Source organism: Streptomyces viridochromogenes DSM 40736 (assembly GCF_000158955.1).
Taxonomy (GTDB): Bacteria; Actinomycetota; Actinomycetes; order Streptomycetales; family Streptomycetaceae; genus Streptomyces; species Streptomyces venetus.
On the sequence record NZ_GG657757.1, the window covers coordinates 706,838 to 718,023 of the forward strand.

The 11,186-nt window shown below is 74.1% G+C and carries 8 protein-coding genes and 2 pseudogenes; 6 read left to right on the top strand and 4 right to left on the bottom strand.

What is annotated here, in order from left to right; all coding sequences use genetic code 11:
• Positions 1–20: 20 nt before the first annotated feature.
• A complete protein-coding gene (locus SSQG_RS03200) occupies positions 21–1,031 on the top strand; it encodes an O-antigen ligase family protein (protein WP_003988253.1) in 1,011 nt (336 codons plus the stop codon).
• A 36-nt stretch (positions 1,032–1,067) separates the two neighbouring features.
• On the opposite strand, the gene SSQG_RS03205 is transcribed toward SSQG_RS03200, so the two are convergent.
• Both SSQG_RS03205 and SSQG_RS03210 read right to left on the bottom strand, forming a co-directional pair.
• The gene (locus tag SSQG_RS03205; RefSeq protein WP_003988254.1) at positions 1,068–1,622 is read right to left on the bottom strand and encodes a hypothetical protein; all 555 of its coding nucleotides are present in this window, start codon (positions 1,620–1,622) and stop codon (positions 1,068–1,070) included.
• Positions 1,623–1,636: 14 nt separating this feature from the next.
• Complete coding sequence (locus tag SSQG_RS03210; protein ID WP_003988255.1) at positions 1,637–2,488, bottom strand: glutamate racemase; 852 nt, start codon at positions 2,486–2,488, stop codon at positions 1,637–1,639.
• 39 nt (positions 2,489–2,527) lie between these two features.
• On the opposite strand from SSQG_RS03210, the gene SSQG_RS03215 reads away from it, so the two are divergent.
• Positions 2,528–3,721, top strand: a complete 1,194-nt coding sequence (locus SSQG_RS03215) for a glycosyltransferase (protein ID WP_003988256.1) — start codon at positions 2,528–2,530, stop codon at positions 3,719–3,721.
• A 16-nt stretch (positions 3,722–3,737) separates the two neighbouring features.
• Here SSQG_RS03215 and SSQG_RS03220 read toward each other — a convergent pair whose 3' ends face one another.
• Positions 3,738–4,997 (bottom strand): TerD family protein, encoded by a 1,260-nt coding sequence (locus tag SSQG_RS03220; protein ID WP_039934671.1) that lies wholly within the window; start codon positions 4,995–4,997, stop codon positions 3,738–3,740.
• Between the two features lie 296 nt (positions 4,998–5,293).
• On the opposite strand from SSQG_RS03220, the gene SSQG_RS03225 reads away from it, so the two are divergent.
• From SSQG_RS03225 to SSQG_RS03240, 4 genes and pseudogenes are all read left to right on the top strand, one after another.
• Positions 5,294–5,725 carry a DUF6643 family protein gene (locus SSQG_RS03225; RefSeq protein WP_039931851.1) on the top strand — a complete coding sequence of 144 codons (432 nt, stop codon included), beginning with the start codon at positions 5,294–5,296 and terminating at the stop codon, positions 5,723–5,725.
• Positions 5,726–5,769: 44 nt separating this feature from the next.
• Positions 5,770–6,600, top strand: a complete 831-nt coding sequence (locus tag SSQG_RS03230; protein WP_003988260.1) for an MOSC domain-containing protein — start codon at positions 5,770–5,772, stop codon at positions 6,598–6,600.
• Between the two features lie 193 nt (positions 6,601–6,793).
• The gene (locus SSQG_RS03235) at positions 6,794–7,399 is read left to right on the top strand and encodes an Rv1733c family protein (RefSeq protein ID WP_003988261.1); all 606 of its coding nucleotides are present in this window, start codon (positions 6,794–6,796) and stop codon (positions 7,397–7,399) included.
• A gap of 228 nt (positions 7,400–7,627) precedes the next feature.
• Positions 7,628–10,061: pseudogene (locus SSQG_RS03240) on the top strand (right-handed parallel beta-helix repeat-containing protein).
• An 8-nt stretch (positions 10,062–10,069) separates the two neighbouring features.
• Here the strand turns inward: SSQG_RS03240 and SSQG_RS03245 are convergent.
• Positions 10,070–11,186: pseudogene (locus SSQG_RS03245) on the bottom strand (hypothetical protein); the annotation flags it as partial.

Genomic DNA, 11,186 nt, shown 5'->3' on the forward strand with positions numbered 1-11,186 from the left:
TCGTTTCCGACGCGGTCGGCGTGGTGGTGCTGGGGGTCTGCGCCGGCTGGTCCCTCATCACGGCGGGCGTGCACGACGGGCGGCCCGAGGGAGTGCTCCTCGCGGTGCTGGCCGTGGCGGCCGGTTACGCCGCCGGGCGGATCGGCGGAGCGCTGTCGCCGGTCGGCGCGCCCCTCGCCGGGGCGCTGGCCGGTGCCGGGCTGACGGTGGCCGTGCCGCACCTGGCGCCCGGCCCGCAGATCACCACGCCTCTGGGACACGCCGGGGCCACTGCGGCGGTGCTGACCCTTTCGGCCGGTGCCGCGTGCTGCGCGGCCTGGGCCGCTTCCGTCCCGGCGGTGCGGTTCGCGCTGCGGGGGCTGGCCGCCGGGACCGCGGTGCTGGCGGGGGTGCTCGGCTCGACCAGCGGCTGTGTCGGCTGCCTGACGGTGCTGGTGTGCTCGCTGGCCGCCGGCCGTACCCGTCACCGTGGCGCCGGTCTGGTCGTCATGGCCTTGGTCGCCGCCCTGGCCACCGGTCTGACCTGGGCCGTCGCCGCGCGGGCCGTACCGGGCGGGCTCGTGGCCGCGCTGGAGGGGCGTCTGACCCCGCACCGGGTGGAGCTGTGGCGGGACGCGTGGCAGCTGCTGCGCGACGACGCCGCACTGGGGGTCGGCCCGGGGCGCTTCGGGGAGCTGAGCCAGACGTCCGCCGAGTCGCTGCTGTCCGACGGCAGGCCCCACTCGGCGCCCCTTCAGCAGGCGGCCGAACAGGGTGTCGTCGGTGTGGCCCTGCTGGCGGCGGCCTTCGGCTGGGTGCTGTACGCGCTGTGGCGTGGCCCTCGTCCGACGCCGGTGGTGCTCACGGCGGGCGCGGCCCTGACGGCGCTCGCGGCCATCGCCGCGATCGGCAACGCGCTGAGTTTCACCACGGTGTCGGTGGGCGCGGGCCTGCTGGCGGGCATGGCCACGGCCCGCCCGCTCGCAGACGAACCGTCGGGCCACGCTCCGGAGACCCGTCCTCGGGGCGCCGGACGCACGCCCGCCCGGTGACAGGCCGGGGCCCGTCCGGTCGCGGTCTCGGGTCGCTCAGTGTGCGGGGGTGCCCGGATTCGTGGGACCCAGCCGTGACTTGATCACCCGCACGGCCGCCTCCGCGTCGTCCACGGTGACCGTGAAGGTGTGTCCGTCCCACATCTCCAGCACGACGCCCTCACCGCGTCGTACGACCACCGCGGTGCCCTTCTCGGGCCGCCACCGGTAGCCCCAGCCGCCCCAGTGGCGGGGGGTGACGTGCGAGGTGTAGGTGGCGCCCACCACGTGGGAGAGCGGGATGCGGCGCCGGGGCAGTCCGATGTGGCCGCAGCGCACCTCCAGGTGCTTCTCGTCGACCTTCAGGGCGACGTGCACGAAGGCGAGCGTTCCGAAGAGGACGAGCAGCCCGGCGGCGATGCACCCGACGACGGCCATGACGAGGGGGGCGGTGCCGGACGTCCACGCCGAGTCGACGGCCAGCTCGATGCCCAGCGCCATGCACGCGGCGCCGATGAGCGCCAGCAGCCACTGGACGCGATTGGTGGCCCGGCCGGTCCAGACGGCGGAGGGCGGGTGGGGGGCGTTCTCGCCAGGACGGTGGTCCCTCATGCCTATGAGGTTACTCAGGTTTCGCTGTGCTGGTACCTCGTGGCGGAGCGTGACTGCGTCGGCCCGGGCGCCGGGGCCGTTCGGCCGGCCGGTGTGACCGCCTGGAGCAGCCGCCCCTCGTCGTACGCCAGGGCCGGTGCGGGCAGGGCGCCCTCGCGTCCGCTCAGGAGCACGGTCAGTGTGCCGAGGGGGGTGGCCGACGGCGCGGGCTGCTCGCCGAGCCGGCGCAGGGCCTGGGCGGCCACGGCGCCCGCGGAGCCGTGCAGCACGAGGGGCGGGCGGCCGGGCCGCTGGACGGCGGCCCGGATGCGCTCGGCGACGAGTTCGTAGTGGGTGCAGCCCAGGACGACGGTGGTCACCTCGTCGGGGGTCAGGGCGGCGGCCGCGGCGACGGCGGCGGCGATCGCCGCCTCGTCCGCGTGTTCGACGGCCTCGGCGAGGCCCCAGCAGGGCACCTCGGTGACCGGGACCCCGTCGGCGAAGTCCCGGATCAGGGTGCGCTGGTAGGTGCTGCCGGTGGTGGCCGGGGTGGCCCAGATGGCGAAGTGCCCGCCGCCGGCCGCGGCCGGTTTGATCGCCGGGACGGTGCCGATGACCGGAAGGTCCGGTTCGAAGCGGGCGCGCAGGGCGGTGAGCGCGTGCACGGTCGCGGTGTTGCAGCCGACGATCAGGGCGTCGGGGCGGCGCGCGGCGGCGGCCTCGGCGACGGCAAGGGCACGCTCGGTCAGGTTCTCCGGGGTCCGCGGGCCCCACGGCATGCCGTCGGGGTCCAGGGAGAGCACGAGATCGGCGTCGGGGCGCAGCCGCCGTACCGCGGTGGTGGCCGCCAGCAGACCGATTCCGGAGTCCATGAGCGCGATCTTCACCCGATCACGATAGACGATGAGCCGTCCCGGCCCGGCGCCGTGGGGCAGACTGCGCGCGTGAGCGCCGTTGTGTGGATCGCCGCTGGATCACTTCTCGCCTGGCTGTGGCTGCTGCTCTGTCAGGGCTTCTTCTGGCGCACGGATGTGCGACTGCCGCCGCGTGGGGAGCCGGACGTGTGGCCGTCCGTGTGCGTCGTCGTCCCGGCGCGCGACGAGGCGCCGCTGCTGCCCGCCTCGTTGCCGTCGCTGCTCCGGCAGGACTATCCGGGACGGGCGGAGGTCTTCCTCGTCGACGACGGCAGTTCGGACGGCACCGGTGACCTGGCGCGCGAACTGGCGCGCCGGCACGGCGGACTGCCGCTGACCGTGGGCTCGCCCGGCGAGCCGCCCGCGGGCTGGACCGGCAAGCTGTGGGCGGTGCGGCACGGCATCGGGCTGGCACGCGCGCGTGACCCCGAGTACCTCCTGCTGACGGACGCCGACATCGCGCACGCGCCGGACAGTCTGCGGGAGCTGGTGGCCGCGGCCCGTGCCGGTGGGTTCGACATCGTCTCCCAGATGGCCCGGCTGCGGGTGGAGAGCATCTGGGAGCGGTTCGTCGTGCCGGCCTTCGTCTACTTCTTCGCCCAGCTGTACCCCTTCCGCCGGATCGGCGGGGAGGGGACGCGGACGGCGGCGGCCGCCGGGGGCTGTGTCCTGCTGCGCACGGAGGCCGCCGAGCGGGCGCGGATCCCGGACGCGATCCGGCACGCCGTGATCGACGACGTGGCGCTGGCGCGGGCCGTCAAGAGGAGCGGCGGGCGGGTGTGGCTGGGGCTCGCCGACCGGGTGGACAGCGTACGGCCGTACCCGCGGCTGCACGACCTGTGGCGGATGGTGTCGCGCAGCGCGTACGCCCAGCTGCGGCACAGTCCGCTGCTGCTCGCCGGGACGGTCGTGGGGCTGGCGCTGGTGTATCTGGTGCCGCCCGCCGCCCTGGTGGCCGGCCTGGCGGCGGGGAACACGGCGGCGGCGGTCGCCGGCGGGGCGGCCTGGCTCGTGATGGCGGGAACGTACGTCCCGATGGTCCGCTACTACCGGCAGCCGCTGTGGCTCGCTCCCCTGCTGCCGTTCACCGCGTTCCTCTACCTCCTCATGACGGTGGACTCCGCGGTGCGGCACTACCGGGGGCGGGGTGCGGCCTGGAAGGGCCGCACCTACGCGCGCCCGGACGCGGTGCCCGACGAGGGCTGACGGCCGCCGGCGGGAGTCACTTCCTGCCGGGGGTCCAGTTCATGCCCCACCCGTAGGCGTGGTCGACGGTCCGCTGCGGACTCACGCCACGCTCGGGCACCAGGTAGCGGGCCTCGCGTTGGACGACCAGGTCGCCGCCGGTGTTGGTGATCAGGGCGAGCGCGCACACGGGAGAGGGGACGGTGCACTCGTCGAGGGAGAACTCGACCGGGGCGCCGTACTGCGGCTGGAGGGTGACGGTGGCGTTCAGGTCGGCGAAGGAACGGGCGCCTTCGTAGATGGTGACGAAGACGAGGATGCGCCGCAGGGCGTTCTTGTGGTCGAGATTGACGGTGAGGTTCTCGCCGCTCGCCACGGCACCGGTGCGGTCGTCGCCGTCGAGGTGGATGTACGGGGGCCGGTGCAGCGCTCCGAAGGCGTTGCCGAGGGCCTGTACGACGCCCTTGCTGCCGTCGGTGAGTTCGTACAGCGCGCACAGGTCGAGGTCGAGGTCGGAGTGCATCGCGGCCGGGCGGCCGAACTTGCCGCTCCACCCCGAGAACTGTTTGCGCACCTGCCAGTTGAGGTTCACGCGCAGGGCACCGGAGGTCCCGCCCTGCTTGGTGAGCGACACCGAGGGGGCCGCCTTGGTGAGCGTCACCTTGGTGAGGCGGACGGGTGCGGGCGGTGCCGCCGGGGGTGCGGCGGGCGGAGACACCACCGGAGCCACGGCCGGTGCGGGAGCCGGAGCCGGTGCGGGAGCCGGGGCCGCACGCTGCGGCTCGTCCACGGTGATGCCGTAGTCCGTGGCCAGGCCTTCCAGTCCGCTGCTGTAGCCCTGTCCGACGGCGCGGAACTTCCAGGCGCCCTGGCGGCGGTAGAACTCGCCCAGGACGAAAGCGGTTTCGGTGGTCGCTCCCGGGTTGTCGAAGCGGGCCACCTGGCTGCCCCGGGCGGCGTCCCGCACCTCGATGTGGAGGTCCGGGAGCTGACCGAAGGTACCGCCGTCGGCGGAGGCGGCGAGGACGACCGTGTCGATCCCGGGCTCCACGCGCGTGAGGTCGACGAGAAGCGTGTCGGTCACCAGGCCGTCGGTGTTCCGCTTGCCCTCGTGCCGGATCGCGCCGGAGGAGTGCGCGGGCTGGTTGTAGAAGACGAAGTCCGCGTCGGACCTGACCTTTCCGCTTACCAGCAGCAAAGCGGAGGCGTCGGCGTCAGGTACGCCGGGTCCGGTACGCCAGCCCAGTTCCACCCGCAGCGCCGCGGTGGGCACCGGAGTGTTTGAACCCTTCAGCATGTGCATGTCCGCCCCCATCGCGTCACAACGCCCCGGGCACACCCCGGCCGTCCGTCGAGTTCCGTTCGCACAACCTATTCCTCCCCGCGGCGAACTCCCCTGCACGTCACCGGCAGGACCGGTGGCCAACCGCTGGTAACCCGCCCGGAACTCGGCCTTTACACGATCAGAACCCTGTTCGGCGCCCTTTTTTGCCGAGTTCGCTCGCATTGGGGATCCCCGGTCACTGCGGGAACGGAAAACAACCCTCTTATCGGTCTCCCCAACCAGCACATCGTGGGCTTAACTTATGTGCCATGACCTCCCCCCGCTCCACCTTCGGCGGCGGCTACTACTCCGCCTCCTTCCCGGACACCCCGATCTACGACAGGCTCGTCGCCGAGCGGGGCACCCCGCAGATCGCCCCGATCCGGGTCCCCGCTCAGTACGACATGCCGGGCAGCAGCCTGCCCGCCCTCCCGTCGGCGCTGCCCGCCCTGCCGGCCGCCCCGTCCCAGCCCGCCTACGGCTATCCGCAGGCGCAGCAGCCCGCCCCGCTCCAGCAGGCGCCCGCGGCGTACATCCCGCAGCAGGCGAGCGCGCCGCGCGGCTACCCCGGCCCCCAGCCCCAGCAGCCGCGTCCGGCGGCGCCGGCGGCGGGCTACGAGGCGATGCGTCCCGCGGCTCCCCGGCCCGCCCCGGCCCCCTATCAGGAGCCGTACAACAACCAGCAGTACCGCGGTTACTGAGCCGCCTCCCGGGGGCTGTCGGTGCCGGCTGGCACGATGGCCCCATGGGGAACGCACACCTGCACTCGATCCACGTCCACCCGGTCAAGGCGGTCCGGGGCCTCGCGCCCCGGGAGGCCGCCGTGGAGCCCTGGGGGCTGGCCGGTGACCGGCGCTGGGTGCTGATCGACGACGCGGGAAAGGTCCTCACGCAACGCCAGCAGCCGCGCCTCGCGCTGGCCACCGCCGAGCTCCTGCCCGGTGGCGGCGTCCGGCTGTCCGCGCCCGGCATGGAGCCGCTGACGGTGCCCGTCCCCCGACCGTTTCTCACGGTGCCGGTGGAGATCTTCCGCGACAAGGTCGAAGGGGTCCCGGCCGAGGACGAGGCCGCGCACGCCTGGTTCAGCTCCTGGCTCGGCATCGGCGTGCGCCTGGTGCACATGGACGACCCGGCCACGCGCCGGCCCGTCGACCCGGAGTACGCGCGGCCCGGCGAGACCGTCTCCTTCGCCGACGGCTTTCCCCTGCTGCTCACGACGACCGCCTCGCTCGACGCCCTCAACACCCTGATCGCGCGGGGTGACCACGCGGACGAGGGCCCGCTGCCCATGAACCGTTTCCGGCCCAACGTGGTCGTGGCGGGCACCACCGCCTGGGCCGAGGACGACTGGTCGCGCATCGCCGTCGGAGAGGTGCCCTTCCGCGTCGCCAAGCCCTGCGGACGCTGTGTGGTGACCACGACCGACCAGAGCTCGGGCGAGCGTGGCCGCGAGCCCCTGCACAGTCTGGGACGGCACCGCCGGCTCGGCGGAAAGCTGATCTTCGGGCAGAACCTGGTCCCCCTGACCCGGGGCACGATCCGGGTCGGGGACCCGGTCCGGATCCTCGACCGGTAGGCCACAGCGCCGACGGCCCGCGCGGGAGCTCTCCCGCCGAGACGCGGGAACCGGGCCGCGCGCCCGGGCGTTGAGCTTGTGTGAGAAATTCGTGAGAGCCACCGGAGAGAGGTGATGTCGCTCTCTCTTCGCCGGTTCGGTGCGTGGACGGCTCCGTCGGGGGTTATCACGGAGCGGGAAGGGGGTGCGGACGGTGCGAGCGATCAGGGGGCTCTGGCGCTGGCGGCGCAATCCGCTGTGCCGGGCGACCGACCTGGCCGAGGCGTGGGTGGCGCTGGCTGCCCTGATGCTGATCCTCCTGGCCGCCCCGGTGGCCGGCTCCCTCGTCGGGGGCGCCGCGCAGGACGCCCTCCAGCGCTCCGTCCGGGCCCAGCACGAGGCCCGGCACATGGTGACGGCCACGGTGGTCCGCAAGCTGGACGGTTCTCCGCTGGACGCCGACCCGGAGACCTCCACGGGCCGGGATCTGCGCAACCGCGTCCTCGCCGACTGGACCGCGCCGGACGGCACCGCGCACCACGGCCCGGTCCTGGCGAGCCTCAAGGACCCGCAGCAGGGCGACGAGTTCCGCATATGGACCGACCGGCACGGCCGGATGGTGGCCCGCCCGCTCGACTCCGCGACGGCGTCGACGCACGCGGTCCTCGCCGGCCTCGGCGCGGCCCTGGCGGTCGGCGGTCTCGTCGAGGGCGGCAGGCGGCTGATCGTCTGGCGCATGGTCCGCCGCCGGTACGCCCGTTGGGACCAGGCATGGGACAAGGCGGGCCCGGACTGGGGCAGGACGGGCGCCGGCAGCTGACAGCCTTCCGGCTCTGGTCAACCCACCACCCGCGCGCACGCTACGGTGGTCCGGCCGAACCGTTCGGCACAACCCGCGCGCGAGCGAGCAGGAAGGGCGCGCCGGTGGCGAGCCCGCGTGCGCGCGAGGCCCGAAGGGGCCGGGCGCGGTGGTGGTCCCGGCATCGGCCGGCGCGTCCCGAGGGCGAACGAGCCATCAGTACGACCGAGGTGGGGGCACAGCTACACCATGGCACAGGGCACGGTCCAGGTGACGCACAGCGGCACGTCGCGGTGGCGGCGCCGCACGGGTGAGTACGCATCGCTCGGCGCCGCCCTGGAGGCCGCGGCCGACGGCGACGTCCTCACGGTCGCCCCCGGTACGTACCGGGAGAACCTCGTCGTGCAGCGCGCGGTCACCCTGCGCGGCCCCGACGGCTCCCCCGGGTCGGTGCGGATCGCGCCCTTGGACGGGGTGCCCCTGACCGTGCGCGCCTCGGCGGTGGTCCAGGACCTGCACGTGGAGGGCCAGGACGCGGCCGCCCCGGCCGTGCTGGTGGAGGAGGGCACGCCGGAGCTGACCAACGTACGGGTCGTCACGCGGTCGGCGGCCGGGATCGAGGTGCGGGGCAGTGCCCGGCCCACGGTCCGGCGCTGCGCCGTCGACAATCCGGCGGGTGTCGGCATCGCCGTGCTCGACGGTGCGGGCGGCGTGTTCGAGGAGTGCGAGGTCGTCGCGGCCGGGCAGTCCGGGGTGGCGGTCCGGGGAGGTGCCCACCCCCGCCTGGACCGCTGCCGGGTGCACCACACGTCCGGCTCGGGCCTGTCGGTGACCGGGGAGAACTCGGCGCTGGAGGCCGTGGGCTGCGAGGTCTACGAGGTCCGGGGCAGCGGCGTCCAGGTCACCGGCCGGGCCACCGCGCACCTCACCGACTACCGACTGCGATGTGCACCGCACCACGGCCGACGGTGTCACGGACGCCGTGCTGACGCTCGCCGACTGCCGTATCCACGACATCCCGGAGAACGCGGTCGACCTGCGTTCCCGCTCCGTGCTCACGCTAACCCGCACCACGGTGCGCCAGTTCGGGCGCAACGGCCTGTCGGTGTGGGACCCGGGCACGCGCGTGGACGCCAACCAGTGCGAGATCTTCGACAGCACGGGCGACTACCCGGCGGTGTGGGTGAGCGACGGGGCCACCGCCGTGCTCGACTCGTGCCGGGTACGCGACGTACCGGACGCCCTGTTCGTCCTCGACCGCGGCTCGCGCGCGGACGTCGTGGACAGCGACCTGTCGCAGGTGCGCAACACGGCCGTGTCGGTGAGCGACGGGGCCACCGCGCAGCTCGACGACTGCCGGATCCGGGACGCGGCGACGGGCGCCTGGTTCCGCGACCACGGCAGCGGCGGCACCCTCAGCAACTGCACGCTGGACGGCACCCAGACCGGCGTGATCGTCACCAAGGGCGCCGACCCCACGGTGGAGCGCTGCACGATCGACTCGCCGGCGGAAGCCGGGGTCTACGTCTCGGCCGGTGGCCGCGGCAGCTTCCAGAACTGCCGGGTGACGGGCAGCGGCGGCTACGGCTTCCACGTGATCGACGGCAGCCGGACGACGCTGCGGAAGTGCCGCACGGAGCGGTGCGCGCGCGGCGGTTACGAGTTCGCGGACAGCGGCGCGGACGCGGCGTCCGGAGCGGGCCCCGTCGTCGAGGACTGCACCAGCGACGAGAGCACGGGGCTCCGGGCGCCCGCGGCACGCGAGACGGCCGTGCAGACGGTGAGCCACTCCCCCAGCCTGCTGGGCGCGCTGCCGGGACCACGGGCCGAGGCCGAGCCCCCGGCCCCGGCCGTGGAGCCCGAGCAGCCGGCCCGCACCTCCAAGGACGTCCTCGGTGAACTGGACGCGCTGGTGGGCCTGGACAGCGTCAAGCGCGAAGTGCGTGCCCTCACGGACATGATCGAGGTCGGCCGGCGCCGCCGGCAGGCGGGCCTGAAGGCGGCGTCGGTCAAGCGGCACCTGGTCTTCACCGGCTCCCCCGGCACCGGCAAGACGACGGTCGCGCGGCTGTACGGCGAGATCCTCGCCTCCCTCGGCGTCCTGGAGAAGGGCCACCTGGTCGAGGTGTCCCGCGTCGACCTGGTCGGCGAGCACATCGGCTCGACCGCGATCCGCACCCAGGAGGCCTTCGAGAAGGCGCGCGGCGGTGTGCTGTTCATCGACGAGGCGTACGCGCTGTCCCCCGAGGACGGCGGCCGCGACTTCGGCAAGGAAGCCATCGACACGCTGGTGAAGCTGATGGAGGACCACCGGGACGCGGTCGTGGTGATCGTGGCCGGCTACACGGCCGAGATGGAACGCTTCCTGTCGGTGAACCCGGGTGTGGCGTCCCGGTTCTCACGGACCATCACCTTCAGCGACTACGGCCCGCAGGACCTGCTGCGGATCGTGGAGCAGCAGGCCGAGGAGCACGAGTACCGGCTGGCGCCGGGCGCGGCCGAGGCCCTGGGGAAGTACTTCACGGAGATCCCCAAGGGCCCGGCGTTCGGCAACGGCCGTACCGCGCGGCAGACCTTCGAGGCGATGGTGGAGCGGCACGCGAGCCGGGTCGCCCAGGTCGCCGATCCGAGCACCGACGACCTGACGCTGCTCTACGCCGAGGACCTGCCCGAGCTGCCCTGACCGCCCGCCTACGCGGCGGGCGGCTCGGGCTCGGGCTCGCCGCGTGGCGTCGGCAGGTCCGGCCGCAGCCGGGCCAGCAGCTTGCGGCGCTCCTCGGCGAAGGCCGGGTCGGCCTGGTAGTCGGAGTGCCCGAGGATCGGCGCGGGCAGCGGGTGCAGGTCGGTGCGGCCGTAGGCGAGGGGATCCGTCAACGGGACGTGGTCGACGCCGAGATCACGGTCGCCGGGCAGGCGTACCGGGCCGCCGATGGGGTCGGTGAGCCGGTAGAGGTTGCGCCAGCAGTCGACCTCCCGGTGCAGGGAGCCGAGCGCGGCCGGGCCGAAGTGCGCCGGGAACCAGCGTCCGTAGAGGCGCTCCAGTGGGGATCCGTACGTCAGCAGCGCGACGCGTCTGCGGGCGGACGGGGCGAGTTGCCAGGCCGCCGCGGCGGCGAGCACGCTGCCCTGTGAGTGGCCGGAGATGACCAGCCGGCCGCCGGTGGCCCGGGTCCATGTCGCGATCCGCCAGGTCAGGTCGGGCACGGCGCGCTCGGCGTAGCAGGGCGGGGCGAAGGGGTGGGCGGCACGCGGCCAGAAGGTGCCGACGTCCCACAGGATGCCGATGGTGCGGCGCGCCGCGGCGTCCTTGTAGGCGCGTCTTCCCCAGGTGACGAAGAGTAGGAAGCCGAGGCCGATCAGCCAGGAGCCGAGGGCCTGGGCGGTCTCCGCGGCTCCGTGCACGACGGGGTAGGCCCCCTGGGCGGCCTCGCCCGGTGTCTCGTCGGTGGTCAGGGCGCCCACGAGGGCACCGGCGCCGAGCAGCAGGGTCACGCCGGAGGTGACGGCGACGACGCGGGGTCCCCGGTCCGTGAGCGCGGCCATCGCCCGGGCGTAGGCGATACGGCGGGTGCGGGCGCGGTCCTGTGCCTCGTCCGGGTAGTCGCGTGCCACGGCCTCGCGCTCGGCGCGGGCGAGCTGCCAGGCGCGGTGGGCGAGCCAGCCGAAGAGCACCAGGAGCACCACGATCAGGGGCGGGATCACGGAGGCCTGCCAGGTCAGCAGGACCGGCGGGCCGTCTATCGACGTGGCCGTTTGCCGTCCAGTCAGTCGGATGACGCGCTGGGGATACGCCGCCTCTGACATCACG

Bases quoted from the DNA above. Each gene is read 5' to 3' on its own strand.
- SSQG_RS03205 (WP_003988254.1), bottom strand. From the start codon at position 1,622: ATGAGGGACCACCGTCCTGGCGAGAACGCCCCCCACCCGCCCTCCGCC.
- SSQG_RS03220 (WP_039934671.1), bottom strand. From the start codon at position 4,997: ATGCTGAAGGGTTCAAACACTCCGGTGCCCACCGCGGCGCTGCGGGTG.
- SSQG_RS03225 (WP_039931851.1), top strand. From the start codon at position 5,294: ATGACCTCCCCCCGCTCCACCTTCGGCGGCGGCTACTACTCCGCCTCC.
- SSQG_RS03230 (WP_003988260.1), top strand. From the start codon at position 5,770: ATGGGGAACGCACACCTGCACTCGATCCACGTCCACCCGGTCAAGGCG.